Raw genomic sequence first — 23022 nt, forward strand, 5'->3', positions numbered from 1 at the left:
CGTAAGCCTTACGGTGATCGTGGTCCGCGTGAGGGTGGAGACCAGCGTGGCTTCGGCGGTGGCGACCGTGATCGTAAGCCGTACAGCGGTGGTGATCGTAAGCCGTACAGCGGTGGTGACCGTAAGCCTTACGGTGATCGTGGTCCGCGTGAGGGTGGAGACCAGCGTGGCTTCGGCGGTGGCGACCGTGATCGTAAGCCGTACAGCGGTGGTGACCGTAAGCCTTATGGTGATCGTGGTCCGCGTGAAGGTGGAGACCAGCGTGGCTTCGGCGGTGGCGACCGTGATCGTAAGCCGTACAGCGGTGGCGACCGTAAGCCCTACGGCGACCGCGCCCCGCGTGAAGGTGGGGGCCAGCGCAGCTACGGCGGCGACAGCCGCCAGTCCTATGGCGACCGAGCCCCGCGTGAAGGTGGGGGCCAGCGCAGCTACGGCGGCGACAGCCGCCAGTCCTATGGCGACCGTAAGCCCTACGGCGACCGCGCCCCGCGTGAGGGTGGGGGCCAGCGCAGCTTTGGCACCGGCGACCGTGACCGTAAGCCCTACGGTGGCGGCGACAACCGCAAGCCGTTCGGCAGCCGCGAGGAGCGTCCTGCTCGCGGCTTCGACCGTGGCGACTCGGGCCCGCGTCAGTACGGGCGCGACCGCCCCGAGGACCGTCCGGTGCGCGTGCCGAATGCCCGCGATCTCCGCAGCGCAAACCGTCCCGACCGGGAGCGTTCGCCCCAGATCGACGAGGACGTCACCGGCAAGGAACTCGACCGCGCCACGCAGCACCAAATCAAGACCCTCGAAGGCACCAGCGCCGAATGGGTGGCACGCCACCTTGTCATGGCAGGCCGGCTCCTGGACGAAGAACCGGAGCTTGCCTTCCAGCATGCCCTGGCAGCCAGCCGCCGCGGTGGACGCCTGGCGTCCGTCCGCGAAGCTGTCGGCCTGACCGCCTACGCGGCCGGCCACTATGGTGAAGCCCTCCGGGAATTCCGCACCTACCGCCGGATCAGCGGATCCAACATGCACCTGCCGGTTATGGCTGACTGCGAGCGGGGTCTCGGCCGACCGGACCGTGCCTTGGATATGGCCCGATCCGAGGAAGCCAAGGATCTCGACGCTCCGGGCAAGGTGGAATTGGCGATCGTGGCAGCCGGTGCCCGCACCGACCTGGGACAGTTCGACGCCGCGGTTTCCGAACTGGAGATCCCGCTGCTGGACATCAACCGCGCCTTCTCCTACAGCCCCCGGTTGTTCCGCGCCTACGCTGATGCGCTGACGGCAGCCGGCCGCGAGGCCGACGCCGACAAGTGGCAGCGGCAGGCCGTCGTGGCCGAAAACGCGCTGGGCCTCGGGGCTGACGAGGACCCTGACATCATCGACCTCGGCTGGGATGAGGAAGAAGAGGCCCGTGAGGAGAGCCGGCAGCGCCGGCTCCGCGAGCAGGAGAATGCCGACACGCACGCGGGAACCGAAGCGGGCGCGCCGCGTGCCGCCGGTGCTGCTGCCGCGGCCGAAGCCACCGGCGCCGCAGCAGCGGCGACCGCCCTGACCGAGATCGACGGCAGCGCCGACGACGCCGAAAGTGACTACTTCGAGTCCGACGACGCCGAGTCCGACCACGACTCGGTGGAAGCCGACGTGCTCGATGAAGCCGACGGAGAAAACGAAGAGGAACCGGAAGCCGAAGCGGACCACGAACCCGTCGACTCCGAGGCTGCCCGGCGTGACCGGGTGGAGGACTAGTCGCATGAGCGATACCGCCCTGATCTCCACGTTTGATGCCCTGCTCTCCGACCTCGACGGCGTAGTCTACGCCGGCCCCCACGCCATTCCCGGGGCCGTGGAATCGCTGCGGCGGCTTGCCGGCGTCGGCGTCGGGCTGGGCTACGTCACCAACAACGCATCCCGTTCCCCGGCGCAGGTAGCGCAGCACCTTCGCGACCTGGGCGCCCCCGCCGAGGACCACCAGGTGGTGAGTTCCTCGCAGGCGGCGGCAGCGCTGCTGGCCTCGATGCTGCCTGCCGGGTCACGCGTGCTGATCACGGGCAGCGCCGCGCTGGCCCAGGAAATTGAGCTGGTAGGCCTGGTTCCCGTCCGCGGCGAGGAGGATAACCCCGTCGCCGTCGTGCAGGGCTTCAGCCCGGACATCGGGTGGAAAGACCTCGCCGAGGCCTCGTACGTCGTGGCCGGCGGCGCCCTCTGGGTCGCAACCAACACGGACTGGTCCATTCCCCAGGGCCGCGGCATTGCCCCGGGTAACGGGACGCTGGTGGCGGCCGTGGCCGCCGCGACCGGCAAGACCCCGATCGTGGCCGGCAAGCCCGAAGCCCCGCTGTTCCATACCGCCGCCAAGCGGTTGTCCGCCGACCGGCCGCTCGTCGTCGGCGACCGCCTTGACACCGACATCCTTGGCGGCAACAACGCCGGCTTCGCCACGGTGGCCGTGCTGACCGGCGTGGACACCCGGGAATCGATCCTCGCCGCCCGGTCCATGGAACGCCCGGATTTCCTCATCAACGATCTGACCGGCCTGTACGCGCCGTACCCTGCCGTTGAGCACGACGCCGGGCGGTACAGCAGCGGCACGGCCTCGGCAATCGTGCGGGGACAGTCCGTCCACATCAGCGGCGACCCCGCCGACCTCGATTCATGGCGTGCCGCCTGTTCGGCGTGGTGGGCCGCGAACCCCGAAACCACCAGCGCGCTGGCTCCGGCCCTCGAGTGGCTCGATCACTAGGCTGGACCTATGACCGAGCTGAACCCAGAGCTGAACCCAGAGCCAAACCAGCCTCACGAGGCGGCTGAGGCTGACGCCCCGAGCGTGGCCGAAGTCGCCTGGCCCGAGCCGGAGCCACAGCAGGTCCAGGACCCGGCCGTCAGCGCCGTGCTGAACCGGCTCGCGGCCGTACAGCAGGCGCCGGTCTCCGGACACGGCGAAGTCTATGCGGGCATGCACGATGCCCTGCTGGAGGCCCTGAACGAGGACGTGGCCGCCCCCTCGGGCTTGGCGCGCCGCATCCATGCTGCCGGGGACGGGGGATCGTGAGCCGGCTGGACCAGGCGCTTGTCAGCCGTGGGCTGGCACGGTCCCGGACGCACGCTGCCCGGCTGATCTCGGAGGGCAAGGTGAGCTCCGGCGGCGAGATCCTCGCCAAGGCCTCACTGCAAATCCCGGATGACGCTGCGCTGGACGTCACGGCCTCGGCCGAGGACGGGTACGTCAGCCGCGCCGGGCACAAGCTGGCAGGGGCGCTGGATGCCTTTCCCGGCGTCGACGTCGCGGGCAAACGATGCCTCGACGCCGGCGCCTCCACCGGCGGGTTCACGGATGTGCTGCTCCGGCGCGGAGCCGCCCACGTGGTGGCCGTAGACGTTGGGCACGGCCAGCTGGTCCCGGAAATCCGGCACGACCCCCGCATTGCCGTCCACGAGGGCCTCAACGTCCGGTACATGACGCCAGGGGAGATCAGCGGACCCGCCGAGTTGACGGTGGCCGACCTGTCCTTCATCTCGCTGACCCTGGTACTGGCGCCGCTTGCCGCCTGCACGGTGCCCGGTGGTGACCTTGTCCTCATGGTCAAACCGCAGTTCGAGATCGGCAAGGACCGGCTGGGCCGGACCGGCGTGGTCACCTCGGAGCGGGAACGCCGGCTCGCCGTGGGCAAGGTGGCTGCTGCCGCCGTGGATGCGGGCCTCGTATTGAAGGGCCTCGCCCAGAGCCCGTTGCCCGGCCAGGACGGCAATGTCGAATACTTCCTGTGGATAAAACGCGCGATGTCGGAAGTCCCGCCTAAGATCGAGGAGCGGGACGCAGCCGTTGCTGCGTTGCTCGGAACAATCTGGCCGAACCACTAGTACCACCAGAAGGCGGAACCCGATGAGCAGGCGTGTCCTCATCCTTGCCCACACAGGGCGCGAGGAGTCCCTCAAGGCTGCCTGGGAGGCGTGCGCCCTGCTGCACGAATCCGGTCTGGTCCCCGTGCTGCAAGAGAACGAGCTCGGGGACATGGTCCGGTTCTTCGGCCGGCTGGACCACCCCGTCGAGGTCCTTCACGACCACGTGAAGCTGCCCGAGGTGGAACTCGTCATGGTGCTGGGTGGGGACGGCACCATCCTCCGCGCCGCCGAGCTCGTCCGGGAAGTCGACGTGCCGCTGCTCGGCGTGAACCTCGGCCACGTGGGGTTCCTGGCCGAAAGCGAGCGGGCCGACCTCGCCCAGACCGTCGAGTGGATCGCCAGCCGTGACTACACGGTGGAAGAGCGCATGACGATCGACGTCCAGGTCTGGGTCCGCGGACAGAAGATCTGGCACACCTGGGCCCTCAACGAGGCCGCGATCGAAAAGGCCAACCGGGAACGGATGCTGGAGGTGGTCACGGAAGTCGACGAACGCCCCCTGACCTCATTCGGTTGCGACGGCGTGGTCCTCGCCACGCCCACCGGTTCCACGGCCTACGCGTTCTCAGCCGGCGGCCCCGTGGTGTGGCCCGAGGTCGAGGCCCTCCTGATCGTGCCGATCAGCGCCCATGCCCTCTTCGCCAAACCTCTAGTGGTCTCGCCCCGGTCCCGGCTCGCCGTCGAGATCCTGAACCGGACCGACGCCCAGGGCGTCCTCTGGTGCGACGGCCGCCGCTCGGTGGATCTGCCGCCCGGCGCGCGCGTGGAAGTGACCCGCTCCGCGACGCCCGTGCGGCTGGCCAGGACGCACCAGACCCCCTTCTCCGGCAGGCTGGTGCGCAAGTTCCAGCTCCCCATCCAAGGCTGGCGGGGCCCCATGCCGCAGGCCAAGGCCATCCACACCGGGCCCATCCCGATCATCCGCACGCCCCGCCCCATGCCGCCGCTGCCCTCGCCGCACGACGCAGGACCCGACGACGCAGGACCCGGTGACGGGCCTGATCCATCGCCAGATCCCTCAACCGGGAAGTGAACCATGCTTGAAGAACTGCGTATCCGCGACCTCGGTGTCATCACCGACGCCACCCTGCCGCTGGGCCCGGGCCTCAGCGTCGTGACCGGTGAAACCGGCGCCGGCAAGACCATGGTGGTCACCGCCGTCGGACTGCTCCTCGGCGCCAGGTCCGACGCCGGCGCCGTCCGCAGCGGCGCGAAGAGCGCCTCGGCGGAGGCCGTGCTGAAACTCGACGCCGGACACACCGCCGTTGCCCGCTCCCGGGAGGCCGGGGCCGACGTTGAGGAGTTCGACGGCGGCGCGGAACTGCTGCTTGCCCGCAGCGTCGGAGCCGACGGCCGCAGCCGCGCCTATCTGGGCGGACGGGCCGCGCCCGTCGGCGTGCTGGCCGAAATCGGCGAAACCCTCGTGGTGGTGCATGGCCAGTCGGACCAGATCCGGCTCAAGAGCCCGGTGGCGCAACGCGGCGCCCTGGACAAATTCGCCGGCGAGAGCCTCGCGGGCACACTTTCCGCCTACCAGGACCTCTACGCCCACTGGCATGCCAGCCAGGGCGAGCTGGACGCCCTGCGCAGCGCCGCCCGCGAACGCCTCCGCGAGGCGGAGTCGCTGCAGGTGGCACTGGCCGAGATCGACGCCGTGGACCCGCAGCCGGGGGAGGACGACGCCCTCAAGGCCGAGGCCGTGAAGCTGGCCAACGTCGAAGAACTGCGGATCGCGGCCAGCACCGCCCACCAGGCGCTCATCGCCGAGGACTTCGGCGAAGAAGCCGACGCCACCACCCTGGTGGACGTCGCCAAGCGCACCGTGGAGCACGTCGCCGAACACGACGAGGAGCTGGGGTCAGCCGCGGCGCGCCTGGCCGAGGTCGGCTTCCTGCTCAACGACATCGCCGCGGAGCTCGCCAGCTACCAGGCCGCCCTTGACACGGAGGGCCCGGAACGGCTGGCAGAGATCGAGGACCGCCGGGCCGCGCTGGCCAAGCTTGTGCGCAAGTACGCGCCGAGCATCGACGAGGTGCTGGTCTGGGCCGAGGAAGCCCGGGCCCGGTACGAGGAACTGCAGGACGACTCCACGCGGATCGAATCGCTGGACGCGGAGGTTGCCCGGGCCGAAGCCGAGCTTCGGAAGAAGGCCGCCACGATCACCAAGGCGCGCACCAAGGCCGCGAAGGACCTCTCCGCACGGGTCAGCGCGGAGCTGACGGCGCTGGCCATGGCCGACGCCACCCTGGTCATCAACCTCGAGCCCGCCGGCCAGCTGGGACCGTTCGGGGCGGACGAGATCTCGTTCCTGCTGCAGCCGCACTCCGGTGCTCCGGCCCGGCCGCTGGGCAAAGGCGCCTCGGGTGGTGAACTCTCCCGCGTCATGCTCGCCATCGAAGTGGTCCTTGCCGCCGTCGACCCCGTCCCGACGTTCGTCTTCGACGAGGTCGACGCCGGCGTGGGCGGGCGTGCCGCCGTCGAGATCGGGCGCCGGCTGGCAATGCTGGCCCGGCACGTCCAGGTCCTCGTGGTGACCCACCTGCCGCAGGTGGCCGCGTTCGCGGACCAGCACATCAGGGTCACCAAGACGTCCGTGCGGGGCGCTGACGGCGCCACCGCCACGGGATTCACCTCCAGCGACGTGCAGCTGCTGGACGAGGCCGAGCGGGTCCGCGAGCTGGCCCGCATGCTCGCGGGCCAGGAGGACTCGGAATCGGCGCAGGCCCACGCCCAGGAGCTGCTGGACGACGCCAAACTCCTGCCGCAAATCTAGGCGGAGCCGCCGGGACTTCCACACGGAGTTCCGCAGGTGCTGCTAGGACAACAATCACATCGGGATCCCGCCAAGGAACCCGTGGAAGGCCGAATTGATGATAAGCTCAAACCCCGTGGTGCAGCGATCAAACTCTCGTGTAAATTCCCGGTTCCCGGGCTCGTCCAAGACGACCAAACACATCTTCGTCACCGGTGGTGTAGCGTCCTCGCTCGGTAAGGGACTGACGGCTTCGAGCCTCGGCCACCTCCTGCGGGCACGTGGTCTGTCTGTAACAATGCAAAAGCTCGATCCCTACCTGAACGTGGATCCGGGCACGATGAATCCCTTCCAGCACGGCGAAGTCTTCGTCACCGACGACGGCGCCGAGACGGACCTGGATATCGGCCACTATGAGCGCTTCCTCGATGAAAACCTCGAAGGATCGGCCAACGTCACAACCGGCCAGGTCTACTCGACTGTCATCGCCAAGGAACGCCGTGGCGAATACCTCGGCGACACCGTCCAGGTCATCCCGCACATCACCGATGAGATCAAGCGGCGCATGCGGCTTCCCTCCGAGGGCAAGAACGCCCCGGATGTCATCATCACCGAAATCGGCGGCACGGTGGGCGACATCGAGTCCCAGCCGTTCCTTGAATCCGCCCGCCAGGTCCGCCAGGACATCGGCCGCGGAAACGTCTTCTTCCTCCACGTCTCGCTGGTGCCGTACATCGGCCCCTCGCAGGAGCTGAAGACCAAGCCGACGCAGCACTCCGTTGCCGCGCTCCGCTCCATCGGCATCCAGCCCGAGGCAATCGTGATCCGCTCGGACCGTGATGTGCCCCAGCCCATGCGCGAGAAGATCGGCCGCATGTGCGACGTCGACATCGACGCCGTGATCGGCTGCCCCGACGCCCCGAGCATCTACGACATCCCGAAGACGCTGCACACCCAGGGCCTGGATTCGTACATCGTCCGCGCCCTGGACCTGCCGTTCAAGGACGTCGACTGGACCAGCTGGGACAAGCTGCTCGACGCCGTCCACAACCCGAAGCATGAGGTTGAGATCGCGCTCGTGGGCAAGTACATCGACCTGCCGGACGCCTACCTGTCCGTCACCGAGGCCCTGCGCGCCGGCGGCTTCGCCAACGACACCAAGGTCAAGATCCGCTGGGTCCCCTCGGACGAATGCGAAACCCGCGAGGGTGCCGTGCAGTCCCTGGCCGGCGTCGACGCCATCTGCGTTCCGGGCGGCTTCGGCATCCGCGGTCTCGAAGGCAAACTCGGCGCCCTGAAGTATGCCCGCGAAACCAAGCTCCCGGTCCTGGGCCTGTGCCTGGGCCTGCAGTGCATGGTGATCGAGTACGCCCGCAACGTGGTGGGTCTCGACGGCGCATCCTCGTCCGAGTTCGAGCCGGATTCCAAGTACCCGGTCATCGCAACGATGGAAGAGCAGCTGGACATCGTTGACGGCAAGGGCGACCTCGGCGGCACCATGCGCCTGGGCCTGTACGAGGCCAAGCTCGACGAAGGATCCGTCGTTGCCGAAACCTACGGCGCCACGAACGTCAGCGAACGGCACCGGCACCGCTACGAGGTCAACAACAAGTACCGCGAGCAGATTGCCGCCAAGGGCCTGAGCTTCTCCGGAACCTCGCCCGACGGCAAGCTGGTCGAGTTCGTGGAACTTCCCCGCGACGTCCACCCGTACTACGTGGCCACGCAGGCGCACCCCGAGCTCAGCTCGCGGCCCACGCGCCCGCACCCGCTGTTCGCTGGCCTGATCAAGGCCGCCCTGGGCCACCAGCAGGCTGCCGATGCAGCGCCTGCTGCAAGTGTCAGCACCAGTGAAACGACGGCCGATGCGAAGGCCGATGCCCCGGCCGCTGCGCCCAAGCCCTCGTCGGCAGCAGTGTCCAAGTAATTTCCAACTGAATCAAAGGACGGCGCGATGCCCGGTATGTCTGAGACCCCCAATGCTGCACGGCAGGTTTCGGATGAGCCGAGCCCGCGCCGTCTTTTGTCCTCCCGGAAAGTCTACGAAGGCAGGATCTGGGACGTCGTGAGCGACAGTTTCCAGCTCAACGACGACGGCGACACGCTGGTCCGGGACTACATCGACCACCCCGGAGCGGTGGCCGTTCTCCCGATGAACGACGCCGGCGACGTTTTGCTGCTCCGGCAGTACCGGCACCCCGTCGGCATGGACCTCTGGGAGATCCCCGCCGGGCTGCTCGACGTCGAAGGCGAGGACTTCGTCATCGGCGCCGCCCGCGAGCTGGCCGAGGAAGCGGACCTCGTGGCGGACCGCTGGAACGTGCTGGCGGACTTCTTCAACTCCCCGGGATCCTCCAGCGAAGCCATCCGCATTTATCTGGCCCGCGGCCTGAGCGAGGTGCCCGGACATGAGCGTCACGTCCGCACCGACGAGGAAGCCGAGATCGAACTGCACTGGACGCCGCTGGACGAGGCCGTCCAGGCGGTGCTGGACGGCCGCCTGCACAACCCGTCCGCCGTCGTCGGTGTGCTGGCCGCGGCCGCCGCCCGTGCCGACGGCTTCGAAAGCCTCCGCCCGGCCGACGCGCCTTGGCCCGCCCATCCCAGCCAGCGCCGATGACCGACGCGCTGATCGCCGGTCCGCAGGGGCTGGAGCCGGCAGCTCCCGAACGCCCGCCCGCGCGGCCGCTCTCAGCGATCGACCGCGCAGTAACTGACTACCTGCAGCACATGAGTGTGGAACGCGGACTGGCGGCAAACACTCTCGCCGCCTACCGGCGCGACCTTGCCCGGTACGCGAGCCACCTCGCCCGGTCGGGGCGCCAGCGCCCTGCGGACATCACACGGCATGATGTCACCGGATTCGTCCAAGCGCTCTCCGACGGGTCCGACGGCGGCTCCTCCCTGGGCGTCCGGTCCGCGGCGCGCACCGTCGTGGCAGTGCGCGGCCTCCACAAATTCTGGGCGCTCGAAGGCGTCACGCCCACCGACCCCGCCAGCGATGTCCACCCGCCCATGCCCGGCAAACGGCTGCCCAAGGCCATCAGCGTCGGCGAGGTCATCAGCATCCTCGAGGCGGCCGGCACGGACACGGCAACCGGCCTGCGCGACCGTGCGCTGCTCGAGTTCCTCTATTCCACCGGTGCCCGCATCAGCGAAGCCGTGGGCCTGGATGTTGACGACATCTCCCTGCAGACCTCCCGCGAGGCAGGCGAAGGCGGTGGCCCGGCAATCGTCCGGCTCTTCGGCAAGGGCTCCAAGGAACGCCTCGTCCCGCTGGGGTCCTACGGGGCACGCGCCCTGGACGCCTACCTGGTCCGCGGCAGGCCCCATCTGGCTGCCAAGGGCAAGGGCACTCCGGCGCTGTTCCTGAACGCCCGCGGCGGCAGGATCAGCCGGCAAAGTGCCTGGACCATCCTGAAGGCGGCGGCGGACAAGGCCAACATCACCAAAGACGTGTCACCGCACACCCTGAGGCACTCCTTCGCCACCCACCTGCTGGAAGGCGGCGCCGACGTCCGCGTGGTCCAGGAACTGCTGGGGCATGCCTCGGTGACCACCACACAGGTCTACACCCAGGTGACGGCCGATACGCTGCGGGAGATCTACGCAGCCGCGCACCCACGCGCCCTGGGCTGAATCCGCGCCGCGGCGCGCCTGCTGCCCGGCACCAATGGCCCCCGGGTCCCGGGGCTAGGGTGGATCCATGAACTCGACAGCTGTCACCCTGTGCTTCCTGCTACGCGACGGAGCGGCCGGCCCGCAGGTCCTCCTCGGTACGAAGAAGACCGGGTTCGGCGTCGGAAAGATCGTGGGGCTGGGCGGACACGTGGAGCCGGGGGAGTCCGATGCCGAGGCTGCCTGCCGCGAAGTCTTTGAGGAATCCGGAATTGTGGTCGTGGAGGACGATCTCCGGGTCGCCGGGCTGATCCAATTCGTCTTTCCCGCCCGGCCGGAATGGAACATGTCCACGAGCCTTTTCACCACGCGCCGCTGGGCCGGCGACCCCGTCGAAAGCCACGAAATGATCCCGGAATGGTTCCAGGTGGCTGCCCTGCCGCTGGAGCGCATGTGGCAGGACGCCGAGCACTGGTTGCCGCTGGCATTGGGGGAGGGAACCGTGGAGGCCGTCATCACTTTGAACGATGACAACGAAACCGTGGCCTCTGCGGAATATTCTTTGCGGGGCGTGTAACCCCGAACCGGGAGCCGGAAACAATACAGTTATCCAGCAGTTTCGGACACAACTTACTTGGGGGATGCGTGCTTTCGGAGCGCGAACTGGCATTTATCGCCATTCACAAAGACAGCTACCCGCTGGTCTACAAATTTGTGCGCCGGCGGGTGGAATCGGCCGAACTGGCGGAGGAACTAGCTGCGGATGTTTTCCGGGTGGTGTGGCAGAAATGGGATGATGCACCGCGGACGGATACCGCCTGGCTTTTGACGGTGGCCCGCAACCTGATCGGAAACGCGTACCGCAGCCGGGACCGGCAGCAGGCGTTGCAGGACAAGCTGCGTTTCGCCGCCGTCGTGCGGTTCGGTGACGAATCGGAGAACGTGGCGGTCCAGGATGCCTTGGCCGGTTTGCGAGAAAAGGACCGGGACATCCTCCAGCTCGCCTACTGGGATGAATTGAGCATCGCTGACATCGCGGGCGTGCTGCAGTGCAGCGAGTCCGCCGCCAAGGTCCGGCTGCACCGGGCCCGGGCCGCTTTTCGCAAGCAAATGGCGGTCAGTGCTGAAACGATGACACAGAAGATGGGTGCCTGAGATGGATCCGATCAAGAACATGATTTCCGCGGTGGACCCCGCGCACAACGATCCGTCCGTGCCCGACGGCGAGGCAGCGCTGCGCCGGATGTTCGCCGAGCCCGGCGAGTTCAGCGACAGCCTGCCCCACAATGTCTTCTCCCTGGCGGACCGAAAGCACCGCCGGGCCAGGCTGGCCGGCGTGCTGACGCTTGCCGCGGCGGCCGTCACGGCCGGCGTGCTCGTGGCAACAAACCTCGGTTCCCTCACCACGGCTCCGGCTCCGGCGAGCACCATTAGTCCCACCGCGGTTACTTCACAGACGCCCTCGGCGACGGCCCAGGCGAGCGTGACGCCGTCGCCGACACCAACGGCAACATCCGCTCCGGCCGCCTGGACTACCTTCACTGACGCGACCGGACAGGCCACGTTCGAACTCCCCGCCAGTTGGACCGTCTCCCAGACGCCGAAAACAATTGATGGTGGCTTCTATAACACCGTTGAGGTGAGGAATTCCGGCGGCAAGAAGATATCAACCCTGGCCCTGGTTTACGACGGAGCGGGAGGACCCGTGTGCCCGGTTCCCAAGCCGTTTTCCACCCTCGACTCGGTTGTTCTCGATATCCCGCAAAAGGCGAACAAGCTCAAGGAAAGTCCCAGGGGCCCGTCTGCCTTTGTTTTTCGGATCATCCAAAGTGACAAAGTCTATGGATCCGTGGCCCTGACTGACCTGGATCTGGCTCCGAATACCACCACGTGCGCGTTGTACAACAGCATCTTGGGCCCGGACGATGTGCCTTTCGCACAGTTCGGGGATGCCCTGTGGCTCACCGCTGACGGTGAGGATGCTCCCCTGACCTTTGCCTCCGTTGCCGAGGCCAAGGCCTACATGCAGACACAGGAGTACCAGGACACCAAGCGAATGCTCGTTTCGCTTTCGTTGACGCCAACATCGACGCGTTTCACGAGCGCAGCGGCAGATGCCTCGTTCAATCTGCCCGTCGGATGGACCGCAAAGGAGGTGCCCGCAGGCACTCCGGACGTCCCCGCCTCGGGAATCCAGGTCTCAGACGAGACCGGCAAGAAGGTAGCGAGCTTCTACTACGGTGCGGGCGCTGGCCTCGGAGGGGCTTGCGGTCCGGAGAAGTACAAGGCGACCGAACTGGACACAGAGTCGACGTCCCTGCTGACTGAACAATGGGCCTTCGATGCTGGAGTCCGATTCTCCTACCGGGTGCTTGACCAGACGTCGATCGGGAAGGGCTTCAGCTACCAGGTTGGTCTGGTGGATAAGTCCAGCGGCCAACTGACGGACAGTTGCCTCATGTATTCCGTGGTGAGCGGCGCGCCCAGGGGCTCGCTGACCTTCGCCGACAGGGATTCCAAGGGTCCTGGCGAGCCAGTGTTCAAGAGCCTCGCGGAGGCTAAGGCCTACATGGGGACACCCGAGTACAAGAAGCTCAAGAGCATGATAGTCAGCCTCAGGATGCCGGCATAAGGCTTTCGAGAAGCGGCGGGGTGGCCCCCACATGCAGGGGACCAGCCCGCCGTCACCCGATCACCCTGGACAAAACCATATGACAAGCAATGCATCGGGCTCACCCGTAGCCTGCCGGGGGTACTACCCGCGCTCACAACTTCAATTACCAACAGCACACTGGGGGACTGACATGAATTCGATCAAGCGCAACATCACAGGTGGGGTCCGGAAGGCTGCCACGGCGGCCCTGGCAACGGCCCTGTTGCTCGGCGCCACAGCCTGCGGCCCCTCCGGTGCGGGATCACCGGCCGCCGGGCAGGGCACCGCAGCGGCGCCCTCTGCCACCGCAACGGCCACTTCGACGCCGTCTGCGACGGCATCCACGACGGCGGGCCAGGCGTCGGCAGCCGCCGCCACGACACCAGCGGCGCCGGCGCAGGAAAAGTGGCAGACCTACACGAGCGCCGTCGGGAAGGTCAGCTTCGATTATCCGGAGGGATGGACGGTGGCAACCCCGGCCGGCGCTGGCGCGCCACCGAACGTCGACGTCGACGTGTCGGACGCCGCTGGCATGGTGGTGGCGTCCCTGCACTACGGTCCGTCCGGCACCGGGCTGGGAGGCGCCTGCCAGAACCCCGTACCGTACAGCGTTCTGGACGCGGTGGAGCTGGCATTGCCGTACAACGCTGCCGCGGCCGACACCATTACGCCCCGCTTTGCCTTCCGCGCCCTCCTGGAGGCGGACCGCGTCACCGCCTCGTACGGGATCACGGGCAGTCTGGCCGGCAAGGACGGAAAGTCCTGCATGTTCTACAACGTGGTCAGTGGTCCTGCGGAGTCGCCCGTCTATTCCTTTGCCGACACCGTCCAGGTCAACACCGGCGGTTCGGAGCAGAACGGAAACCGCAAGGGCGCCAAAACCTTCCCCTCGCTGGAAGCGGCGAAGGCGTACATGCAGACCCCGGAGTACGTGAACGCGAAGCGCATGATCACCTCGCTGAAAATCAGCGCCAGCTAGCCGCCACGCCGCCGGCCGAAACCGCGGAAACGCCAACAGACCAACGCGGACCGGTCACCTTTGGGGGTGACCGGTCCGCATTTTCTTTGCGTCGTGCCGTTTGCCTGGCGCCGGTTGTCTAGTGCCGCTTCTACCGCAGTACCGGGACTAGGCCAGGTGCCGTTCCTCGACGCCGTTGTACTCGCTCAACGGACGGATCAGGGAGTTCGAATCCAGCTGCTCCATGATGTGCGCCGTCCAGCCGGTGATGCGGCTGGCAACGAACAGGGGAGTGAACGTGGCGGTGTCGAAGCCCATCAGGTGGTACGTGGGGCCGGTCGGATAGTCGAGGTTCGGCTTGATCCCCTTGGCCTCGTCCATCGCGGTCTCGAGCCCGTTGTAGAGTCCCAGCAGCTCCGGCCGGCCGTAGTGGGCGATCATCTTGTCCAGGGCCGACTTCATGGTGGGCACCCGGGAGTCGCCGTGCTTGTAGACGCGGTGGCCGAAGCCCATGACCTTCTTCTTCTGGGCCAGGGCGTTCTCCATCCAGGCCTTCGCCCGGACATGGGCGTCCTCCAATGACTCCTCCGGCCGGATGCCGATCTCATCGAACGTGTGCATCACGGCCTCGTTCGCGCCACCGTGGAGCGCACCCTTGAGGGCGCCGATGGCCCCGGTCACGGCGGAGTGCAGATCCGCCAGCGTTGAGGTGATCACGCGGGCAGTGAAGGTGGAGGCGTTGAAGGAGTGCTCGGCGTACAAAATCATTGAGACATTGAATGCGTCGACTACCTCGGGGACGGCTTCCTCGCCGAAGGTCATCCAGAGGAAGTTCGCGTCGTAACCGAGATCCTCGCGAGGCTCCACGAGGTCCAGGCCGTGTCGGCGGCGCTGGTCGTAGGCCACGACGGCGGGCATCGCGGCGAACAGGTCAACGGCCTTGGCCAGGTTGGCTTCGCGCGAGGAATCCTCTGCCAACGCGTGCCGGGCCCCCATGACGGACGTGGCTGTCCGGCAGACATCCATGGGGTGCGCGGTGGTGGGCAGCGCATCGATCACCTGTTTGACCACCGGATCCAGCGCCCGGCCGGCACGTTCCCTGGCATTGAACTCGGCCAGCTGATCCTCGGTGGGCAGCTCGCCGTTCCACAAAAGGTAGGCGACCTCTTCGAAGCTGCACTTGGCGGCCAGCTCCTGCACGGGATAGCCCCGGTACAACAGCGAATTGGTGTCCGGGTTGACCTTGGAGACCGCGGTGTAGTCAACCACGACGCCGGCGAGGCCCTTTTTGATGTCCTGATCAGCCATGCTGAAACTCCTTCGTTCCTGACTCCTGTACCGGCACGAGCCGGTGGTTCTGTGCGGGCTTACTTACCTGGGATCTGGAAATTGAACACCCCGGTGTCAAAACGGTTGTAAGCCTCATAGTCAACAAGATCGTACAAACGCGCACGGGTCAGCATGCTCCCAACCTGTGCCTCCTGGGTTCCGTCGGCCTTAATCGATTCCAGAGTACGCTCCGCAGCGCCCATGGCACTACGGAGCAACGTCACCGGATAAATCACCATATTGACGCCGACGCCGGCCAGATCCTCCACGGTGAACAGGGCGCTCTGGCCAAATTCGGTCATGTTGGCCAGGATCGGGACGTCGACGGCGTCGCGGATGGCCTGGAACTCGCTCAGGTCCTTCATCGCCTCGGGGAAAATCGCGTCCGCGCCGGCCTCGACCAGGGCCCTGGCACGGTCCTGCGTGGCCTGCAGCCCGTCGGTGGCCCGGATGTCGGTCCGGGCCATGATCAGGAAGTTCGGGTCGCGCCGGGCATCGGCCGCGGCCCGGATCCGTTTGGTGGCGGTGTCCAGGTCCACCACGTTTTTGCCGTCGAGGTGGCCGCAGCGCTTGGGGTTGAACTGGTCCTCGATGTGGCAGCCGGCCAGGCCTGCGTTCTCGAGTTCCTGGACCGAACGGGCCACGTTCATGGGCTCGCCGAAGCCGGTGTCGGCGTCGACGATTGCCGGCAGGTCCGTCATCCGGGCGATCTGTCCGGCGCGGGTGGCGACCTCGGTGAGCGTGGTCAGTCCGATGTCCGGCAGGCCGAGGTCGTTGGCGAGGACGGCGCCGGAGATGTACACCCCGGCGAAGCCTTTCTCCTCGATCAGCCGGGCCGAGAGCGGGTTGAACGCGCCGGGGAACTGCTGGATCGTGCCGGAGGCCAGGAGCTCCCGGAACCGGATCCGCTTCTGTTCCGGCGTGACCTTCGAGTACAGCATCAGAAGAGTCCCTTCGGTGCGGCGGCGAGGTCGATCACGCCGTCGGCCGCCTTGATGTTCAGCTGGTCCAGCTCGCCGGCGCCGAGCTCGGGCAGCCGCGCGGCCGTGGCGAGGAAGCGCTCGATCTCCTCGTCGTCAACAAGGCCGGCCGCGAGGGTGCGGAACTTGTTGACGTACTGCTCCCGCGCGAACGGCCGGGCGCCGAGCGGATGGGCGTCGGCCACGGCGATCTCGTCGGTGATGACGGTGCCGTCCTTGAGCGTGATCTCCACGGTGCCGCCGAAAGCCTTCTCGGCGATGTCCAGGGAGTGGTAGCGCCGGGTCCATTCCGGGTCCTCCACCGTGGTGACCTTGTGCCAGAGTTCCACGGTGTCCGCACGGCCGGCGCGTTCCGGGGCGTAGGAGTCCACGTGGTGCCAGGTGCCGTCCTGCAGGGCGACGGTGAAGATGTACGGGATGGAGTGGTCCAGGGTTTCCCGGCTGGCCGTGGGATCGTACTTCTGCGGGTCGTTGGCGCCGGAGCCGATCACGTAGTGGGTGTGGTGGCTGGTCTTGATCAGCACGGAGTCGACGTTGGCCGGGTCCGTGACCTCGGGGTGTTCGCCGTGGAGCTTGCGGGCGAGGTCGATCCAGGCCTGCGCCTGGTATTCGGCCGAGTGTTCCTTGGTGTAGGTGTCCAGGATGGCCCGCTTGGCTTCGCCGGGCGTCGGCAGCGGCACCTCGTAGGAGGCGTCCGGGCCGTCCAGCATCCAGGCGATTACGCCGTCTTCGCCTTCGTAGATCGGTACCGGGGAGGTCTGGCCGCGCATGGCACGGTCCGCGGATTCGACGGCCATCTTGCCGGCGAAAGCAGGGGCGTGGGCCTTCCAGGTGGAGATCTCGCCCTTGCGGGACTGCCGGGTGGCGGTGGTGGTGTGCAGGGCCTGGCCGACGGACTGGAAGATGGTCTCGACGTCGAGGCCCAGCAGGGTGCCGATGCCGGCGGCGGCGGAGGGGCCGAGGTGGGCCACGTGGTCGATCTTGTGCTTGTGCAGGCAGATGGCCTTGACCAGGTTGACCTGGATCTCGTAGCCGGTGGCGATGCCGCGGATCAGGTCCTGGCCGCTGGAGCCGACGTGCTGGGCCACGGCCAGGATGGGCGGGATGTTGTCTCCCGGGTGGGAGTAGTCCGCGGCGAGGAAGGTGTCGTGGTAGTCGAGTTCGCGGACCGCGACGCCGTTGGCCCAGGCCGCCCATTCGGGGGAGACGCGTTCCTCGATGCCGAAGACCTTGGCGCCCTTGCCGCCGGTGCTGGGGCCGTGGGTGAGGGCCTGCGCCCGGGCCGCGATGATCGGGGCACGGTTCAGCGACGCGATCGCCACCGAGGCGTTGTCGATGATTCGGTTGATCACCATGTCGGTGACCTCGTCGGTGACCGGCACGGGATCGGCGGCGACCTTGGCGATCTTGTAGGCGAGCTGGTCCTCGCGGCCCAGGTTTTCCTCGCTCTTGTAGACGCGGACGTGGTGTTCCTTAACCATGGTGCTCCTTTTGCTGAGGTGTATGCGTGGCTTTGACGTGGGAAAGGCTGCGGTGCAGGTGAAGCGTGGTGGCGGCCTCCGCCAGCCGCGGGTTGCCGGCGGCGATCGCCTCGGCGATCGCGGCGTGCTCGGCGGCCGCGGCGGTGAGCCGGGCGGCGTCGTCGGCGGCCAGGCGCCGGACGCGCACGAGGTGGACGCGGAGGCTGCGCATGGCCTGGGCGAGGTAGGCATTGGAGATGGCGGCGTCGATGGCCGCGTCCAGCCGGCCCACCAGCCCGTAGTAGTCGTGCAGGGCCGGATCCTGCCCGCCAATCAGTTCCGGTGCCCGGAGCAGTTCGCGCCGAAGCGCATCGAAGGTTTCGGGGTCGCCGCGCTCGGCGGCGAGGGCGGCCGCCTTGCCTTCGAGGGTTTCGCGCAGTTCGAACAGTTCGTCGATGTCGTCCAGGGAGATGTCGGTCACGACGACGCCGCGGCCGCCCGTCGTCGTCAGTCCCTCGGCGGTGAGCCGGCTCAGGGCCTCCCGCAGCGGAGTGCGTGAGACGCCCAGCCGCTCGGACTGTTCCACCTCCGCGAGCACTGTTCCGGGCAGGAGGCGCCACTCGATGATGTCGTCGCGCAGGGCCTCGTAGGCCTTGTCGCTGGCGCGCATCCTGCCTCCTTCGGTGATGGCTTGCCATGGTGGAACAGTCATGCTGGAACATCAACAGTGTATACACGGAGAGCCGTTTTGCCCAGCAAAATCCCCTTCAGGATCAGAAATTGGGCATCTGTGTATACATAACCCTTGTCCGGCCGGCCAGCCTCGGTCTACCATGGGCTGCAACACAACGTCGTGGACAGGATGAATGTCATGGTCACCAAGAGCTACCGGGCCGCCTACGAACGCAGCCTGGATCAACCCGACGAGTTCTGGCTGGAGGCCGCGCGCGGGATCTCCTGGTCGACGCCGCCGCGGCAGGCCCTCGACCCCGGCCGGGCGCCGCTGTACGACTGGTTTCCCGACGGTGTCCTGAACACGTCTTACAACGCCCTGGACCGGCACGTCGCCGACGGCCGGGGTGGGCAGGACGCCCTGATCTACGACTCCGCCATGCTGGGCACGCGGCAGAGCTACACCTATGCGGAACTGACGGAGCTCGTGGCCCGGTTCGCCGGTGTGCTGCGCCGCAGCGGGGTCGGCAAGGGCGACCGCGTGGTGATCTACATGCCGATGATCCCCGAGGCCGCGATCGCGATGCTGGCCACCGCTCGGCTCGGCGCAGTGCACTCGGTGGTCTTCGGCGGCTTCGCCCCCAAGGAGCTCGCCGCCCGGATCCGGGACGCCGCCCCCGCCGCGGTGGTGACGGCGTCCGGTGGCATCGAACCTTCGCGCCGGATCGAATACCTGCCCGCGGTCGCCGAGGCCCTCGACATGGCAGGAGCCCCCGGGACCCCGGTGCTGGTCAAGGCCCGGGAAGGCTTCACCTCCACGGTGGACTCCATGGCGGCCGAACACCCCGAGTGGCTCGACTGGGACGCCGAGATGGCCTCCGCCGAGCCCGCCGCGCCGGTGGACGTCAGCGCGACGGATCCGCTGTACATCCTCTACACCTCGGGCACCACCGGGGCGCCGAAGGGCGTGGTGCGGGACAACGGCGGCCATGCCGTGGCCCTGTCGTGGACGATGGAAAACGTCTACGACGTCGGCCCCGGGGACGTCATGTGGACGGCCTCAGACGTCGGCTGGGTGGTGGGCCACTCCTACATCGTGTACGGGCCGCTGCTGGCCGGCGCCACCACGGTGCTGTATGAAGGAAAGCCGGTGGGAACCCCCGACGCCGGCGCGTTCTGGCGGGTGATCCAGGACCACAAGGTCAACGTGCTGTTCACCGCCCCTACCGCGCTGCGGGCCATCCGGAAAGCGGACCCTGAGGGGCAGCTTGTCGGCAAGTACGACATTTCCAGCCTGCGGACCCTGTTCGCGGCCGGCGAGCGGCTGGACACCGACACCTTCCACTGGGCCTCCCGTGTGCTCGGTGTCCCGGTGGTCGACCACTGGTGGCAGACGGAGACCGGCTGGGCCATCTGCGCCAATCCGCGCGGCCTGGCCGAGCTGCCGATCAAGGCAGGCTCGCCTAGCGTCCCGATGCCCGGGTTCCGGCTCACCATCGTCGACGGCGCGGGCGCTGACGTCGAAGCCGGCACGGAAGGCAACATTGTCCTGGGCCTGCCGTTGCCGCCCGGCACCCTGACCACGCTCTGGCGCAACGACGACCGCTACATCTCCTCCTACCTGCAGGCATTCGAGGGCTACTACGCCACCGGCGACTCCGGCTACCGGGACGCGGACGGCTACGTCTTCGTCATGGGCCGCACCGACGACATCATCAACGTCGCCGGACACCGGCTCTCCACCGGTGCCATGGAACAGGTGATCAGCCAGCACCCGGCGGTCGCCGAATGCGCGGTGGTGGGCCTCGCCGACCCGCTCAAGGGCCAGCGCCCCAGCGGCTACGTGGTCCTCAAATCCGGTGTGGACGTTTCCGAGGACGTGCTGGCCAGGGACCTGATCGCCCTGGTCCGGCGCGACATCGGGGCCGTGGCGGACTTCAAGCACGTCACCGTAGTGGAGGCCCTGCCCAAGACCCGATCCGGGAAGATCCTGCGCAAGACCATGCGCCAGATCGCCGACGGAGACGACTACGTGGTGCCGTCCACCATCGAGGACGCCGGCGTGATTGACCGGCTGCTCGAAACCCTGCGCCCCGCCGGTTCCGAGTAGCAAGGCCCGCGGCCCCAGTCCCGCGTCACGCAGGGCAGGCTTTTGGGCTCCTCCGGGATCCACGACGACGGGAATCCGCCGTCGTGCCGAAATAGCCACGCCGAAACTCTGCGCTGCGTGACGCCAGACGGGGAGCCCGGCCCCGCAGCCGGCGCAGTTTAGGGCCGCGGCCGGGTCCAGCGGTATTCGTTCTCCGGCCGGCCGGGGGCGCCGTAGCGTGCGGCGCGGGAGACTGTTCCGGCGTCGGCGAGGTATTCGAGGTAGCGCCGGGCGGTGACCCGGGACATGCCGAGGGCCTCCATGACTTCACTGGCTGACACGGCCCCGTCCTGCTGCTTGATGTAGTCCTGGACCGATTCGAGCGTGGAGGGGGCCAGGCCCTTGGGCAGCGACACTTCGGACGGGGCGCGCAGGCTGGCGAAGGCCTGGTCCACATCGCTTTGGGACGCCCGGGCCCCCGCGGTGCCGGTCAGGGGCGATGCCAGCTGTTCGCGGAACAGCCGGTAGCTGGCGAGTTTGTCCGCGAACGTTGCGTAGGTGAACGGCTTGATCAGGTATTGGACGACGCCGGTGGCCACCGCGCTGCGGACGATATTCAGTTCGCGCACGGCGGTGATGGCTATGATGTCCGCGAACAGCCCGGCCGCCCGCATCCGGCGTGCGATGTCCAGCCCGTGCAGGTCCGGCAGGTTCATGTCCAGCAGCACCAGTTCCACCGGGTTGCCTGCCGCCGCGAAGTCCGTGAGCAGGCGCAGGGCGGACTGCCCGTCCGGGGCGGAGCCCGCCAGGGTGAAACCGTCCAGCCTTTCGATGTAGGCAGCGTGCGCCGCGGCGGCAATGGGCTCGTCTTCGACGACGAGCACCCGGATGTCGCTCATGGCTGTTCCTCTTTTGTGACCGGTGTTGTGACCGGCAGTGATGTGACCGGCAGGGTGACGCGGAACAACGCCCCGGCCGGGCTGGTGATTGTCATGGTACCGCCCAGTCGCTGCACGGCCTGGCGGACCAGGGCCAGCCCAAGGCCCCGTCCGAAGGGTCCCGGGGTCTTGGTGCTGAAGCCGTGCCGGAAGACATCCTCCACGGCCGCGGGGTCGATCCCGGGGCCGCTGTCTTCCACCGTGATCTCCACGGCGGAGCCGGTGGTCTCCACGCTCAGCTCCACCAGCCGCGGCGCCGGAGATTCGGCTGCGGCGTCGATGGCGTTGTCCAGCAGGTTGCCCAGGATGGCCACGAGGTCCTGCACGGCCAGCCCGGTCACGGCCGTGGAGCCGCCGGCGCTGAGGATCAGTTCGACACCGCGCTCATGCGCCTCGGCTGCCTTGCCCATGATCAGGGCGCCAAGCACTGGTTCCTCGATGGAGCTCACAATGTCATCCGTCAGCCGCTGGCTGAGTTCCAGGTCCTTGGTGGCGAAGTCCAGCGCCTCGGGGGCCCGGCCCAGTTCCATCAGCGAGACGATGGTGTGCAGCCGGTTGGCGTGCTCGTGTGTCTGGGCGCGAAGGGCGTCCGAGAGCGTGCGCATGGTTTCGAGTTCGCTGCCCAGGGACTCGATTTCGGTGCGGTCCCGGATGGTGGCCACTGTTCCATAGACGGCAGCGCCGGTGTCCGTTCCCCGGTGGCGGGCTCCGTCCGACGCCGGTCCCACCGCGGGGCCCTGGTTGACGACGAGGATCCGGGAGCCGGTCAGGTGGATCTCATCCAACGCCGTCCGCCCCGATTCGAAGAGCTCCTTGAGGCTGGGTGCCAGCGGAAGGTCGGCGAGGGAGGGTGCCACATGGCGGCCGCCTCCAGCAGAGCCATCAGCAGCGCCTCCGGCTCGTACGCCGTCGGAGGTCTGTTTCGTCAGCCCGAGCAGGTCGGCGGCCTGATCGTTGTACATCACCACGTTGCCTTTGGGATCGATGAGGATCACGCCTTCACGCACGGAATGCAGCACCGATTCGTAGTAGGCGAAGAGCTGGCCCAGCTGCTCCGGGCCCCAGCCGCGCGTCACGCGGCGCAGGTAGCGCCCGAGCAGCCAGGACGCCGCGGCGCCGCCGGCCAGCAGTGCCAGGGCGATGGCCAGCAGCGCCGGCAGCCTGCCGGAGAGCGCGATGTCCACTGTCCGGACCGTCACGCCCGCGGCCACGAGCGCCCGAACCTTGCCGTCGGCATCCTTGACGGGGGCGATGGTGCGCACCGACGGGCCGAGGGTGCCGGCCATGACCTCCGTGAACACCTGGCCGTTGAGGGCGGCATCGATCGAACCGATATACGGCTTGCCCAGCTCCTCATCCCGCGGATGGGTCCACCGCGTGCGGTCCGGGGCCATGATGGTGACGAAATCCGCGTCGGCATCCTTCATGATCTTCAGGGCATACGGCTGGAGTACGGCCGTGGGGTTGGCGGTGCCCGCAGCCTCCAGGACAAACGGTGCGTCGGCCACGGTGGTGGCAATGCCGGCCATCCGGCGGCCGGCCTCATCGTAAGCGTGATCGCGTGCATCGACGAAAGTGGCCGTGCCGACGATGGCCGTCAGGGCCACCATGAACAGCAGATGGGACACAAACAGCCTGCGGGCGATGCTCCAGCGGTGGATCATCAACACCTTCCATGACCA

The 23022-nt window shown here is 67.7% G+C and carries 21 protein-coding genes; 14 read left to right on the forward strand and 7 right to left on the reverse strand.

The window, feature by feature from the left end; all coding sequences use genetic code 11:
- Positions 1-780 (reverse strand): hypothetical protein (locus ACFVTM_RS07735; RefSeq protein WP_390202835.1); only part of this gene is annotated, 780 nt, incomplete at its 3' end.
- 33 nt (positions 781-813) lie between these two features.
- On the opposite strand from ACFVTM_RS07735, the gene ACFVTM_RS07740 reads away from it, so the two are divergent.
- From ACFVTM_RS07740 to ACFVTM_RS07800, 13 genes are all read left to right on the forward strand, one after another.
- A complete protein-coding gene (locus ACFVTM_RS07740) occupies positions 814-1737 on the forward strand; it encodes a hypothetical protein (RefSeq protein ID WP_390202836.1) in 924 nt (307 codons plus the stop codon).
- Between the two features lie 4 nt (positions 1738-1741).
- On the forward strand, positions 1742-2731 hold the full coding sequence (locus tag ACFVTM_RS07745; RefSeq protein ID WP_390202837.1) for an HAD-IIA family hydrolase: 990 nt from the start codon (positions 1742-1744) through the stop codon (positions 2729-2731).
- A 9-nt stretch (positions 2732-2740) separates the two neighbouring features.
- The gene (locus ACFVTM_RS07750) at positions 2741-3040 is read left to right on the forward strand and encodes a hypothetical protein (RefSeq protein WP_390202838.1); all 300 of its coding nucleotides are present in this window, start codon (positions 2741-2743) and stop codon (positions 3038-3040) included.
- Positions 3037-3849 (forward strand): TlyA family RNA methyltransferase, encoded by an 813-nt coding sequence (locus ACFVTM_RS07755; RefSeq protein ID WP_390202840.1) that lies wholly within the window; start codon positions 3037-3039, stop codon positions 3847-3849. The genes ACFVTM_RS07750 and ACFVTM_RS07755 overlap by 4 nt, the downstream gene beginning before the upstream one ends.
- A gap of 22 nt (positions 3850-3871) precedes the next feature.
- A complete protein-coding gene (locus tag ACFVTM_RS07760) occupies positions 3872-4924 on the forward strand; it encodes an NAD kinase (RefSeq protein WP_390202841.1) in 1053 nt (350 codons plus the stop codon).
- A 3-nt stretch (positions 4925-4927) separates the two neighbouring features.
- Positions 4928-6664: a DNA repair protein RecN gene (gene recN, locus ACFVTM_RS07765; RefSeq protein WP_390202842.1), complete on the forward strand. Its 1737-nt coding sequence runs from the start codon at positions 4928-4930 to the stop codon at positions 6662-6664.
- Between the two features lie 97 nt (positions 6665-6761).
- The gene (locus tag ACFVTM_RS07770; RefSeq protein ID WP_390203213.1) at positions 6762-8570 is read left to right on the forward strand and encodes a CTP synthase; all 1809 of its coding nucleotides are present in this window, start codon (positions 6762-6764) and stop codon (positions 8568-8570) included.
- 27 nt (positions 8571-8597) lie between these two features.
- Positions 8598-9263: an NUDIX domain-containing protein gene (locus ACFVTM_RS07775; RefSeq protein ID WP_390202843.1), complete on the forward strand. Its 666-nt coding sequence runs from the start codon at positions 8598-8600 to the stop codon at positions 9261-9263.
- Entirely contained in the window at positions 9260-10282 is a 1023-nt protein-coding gene (xerD, locus tag ACFVTM_RS07780; RefSeq protein WP_390202844.1) for a site-specific tyrosine recombinase XerD, read from the forward strand. Before ACFVTM_RS07775 ends, xerD begins: the two co-directional genes overlap by 4 nt.
- A gap of 67 nt (positions 10283-10349) precedes the next feature.
- Positions 10350-10838 carry an 8-oxo-dGTP diphosphatase gene (locus ACFVTM_RS07785; RefSeq protein WP_390202845.1) on the forward strand — a complete coding sequence of 163 codons (489 nt, stop codon included), beginning with the start codon at positions 10350-10352 and terminating at the stop codon, positions 10836-10838.
- 68 nt (positions 10839-10906) lie between these two features.
- Positions 10907-11416, forward strand: coding sequence for an RNA polymerase sigma factor (locus ACFVTM_RS07790; RefSeq protein WP_390202846.1), 510 nt, complete (start codon positions 10907-10909; stop codon positions 11414-11416).
- The gene (locus ACFVTM_RS07795; RefSeq protein ID WP_390202847.1) at positions 11409-12893 is read left to right on the forward strand and encodes a hypothetical protein; all 1485 of its coding nucleotides are present in this window, start codon (positions 11409-11411) and stop codon (positions 12891-12893) included. The genes ACFVTM_RS07790 and ACFVTM_RS07795 overlap by 8 nt, the downstream gene beginning before the upstream one ends.
- A 172-nt stretch (positions 12894-13065) precedes the next feature.
- Positions 13066-13893 (forward strand): hypothetical protein, encoded by an 828-nt coding sequence (locus ACFVTM_RS07800; protein ID WP_390202848.1) that lies wholly within the window; start codon positions 13066-13068, stop codon positions 13891-13893.
- A 147-nt stretch (positions 13894-14040) separates the two neighbouring features.
- Here the strand turns inward: ACFVTM_RS07800 and ACFVTM_RS07805 are convergent, their stop codons facing one another.
- Genes ACFVTM_RS07805 through ACFVTM_RS07820 form a run of 4 tightly spaced genes read right to left on the reverse strand, consistent with a single transcriptional unit; the run spans position 14041 to position 18311 of the window.
- A complete protein-coding gene (locus ACFVTM_RS07805; protein ID WP_390202849.1) occupies positions 14041-15180 on the reverse strand; it encodes a bifunctional 2-methylcitrate synthase/citrate synthase in 1140 nt (379 codons plus the stop codon).
- Positions 15181-15239: 59 nt separating this feature from the next.
- A complete protein-coding gene (gene prpB, locus ACFVTM_RS07810; protein ID WP_390202850.1) occupies positions 15240-16142 on the reverse strand; it encodes a methylisocitrate lyase in 903 nt (300 codons plus the stop codon).
- Complete coding sequence (locus ACFVTM_RS07815) at positions 16142-17662, reverse strand: MmgE/PrpD family protein (protein WP_390202851.1); 1521 nt, start codon at positions 17660-17662, stop codon at positions 16142-16144. The genes prpB and ACFVTM_RS07815 overlap by 1 nt, the downstream gene beginning before the upstream one ends.
- Entirely contained in the window at positions 17655-18311 is a 657-nt protein-coding gene (locus tag ACFVTM_RS07820; protein ID WP_390203214.1) for a GntR family transcriptional regulator, read from the reverse strand. The genes ACFVTM_RS07815 and ACFVTM_RS07820 overlap by 8 nt, the downstream gene beginning before the upstream one ends.
- 201 nt (positions 18312-18512) lie before the next feature.
- On the opposite strand from ACFVTM_RS07820, the gene ACFVTM_RS07825 reads away from it, so the two are divergent.
- On the forward strand, positions 18513-20423 hold the full coding sequence (locus ACFVTM_RS07825; RefSeq protein WP_390202852.1) for an AMP-binding protein: 1911 nt from the start codon (positions 18513-18515) through the stop codon (positions 20421-20423).
- 158 nt (positions 20424-20581) lie between these two features.
- On the opposite strand, the gene ACFVTM_RS07830 is transcribed toward ACFVTM_RS07825, so the two are convergent.
- The gene (locus tag ACFVTM_RS07830; RefSeq protein WP_390202853.1) at positions 20582-21301 is read right to left on the reverse strand and encodes a response regulator; all 720 of its coding nucleotides are present in this window, start codon (positions 21299-21301) and stop codon (positions 20582-20584) included.
- Positions 21298-23004, reverse strand: coding sequence for an ATP-binding protein (locus tag ACFVTM_RS07835; RefSeq protein WP_390202854.1), 1707 nt, complete (start codon positions 23002-23004; stop codon positions 21298-21300). The genes ACFVTM_RS07830 and ACFVTM_RS07835 overlap by 4 nt, the downstream gene beginning before the upstream one ends.
- Between the last annotated feature and the right edge of the window lie 18 nt (positions 23005-23022).

The sequence above is a fragment of the Arthrobacter sp. NPDC058130 genome, from assembly GCF_042884475.1.
Taxonomy (GTDB): domain Bacteria; phylum Actinomycetota; class Actinomycetes; order Actinomycetales; family Micrococcaceae; genus Arthrobacter.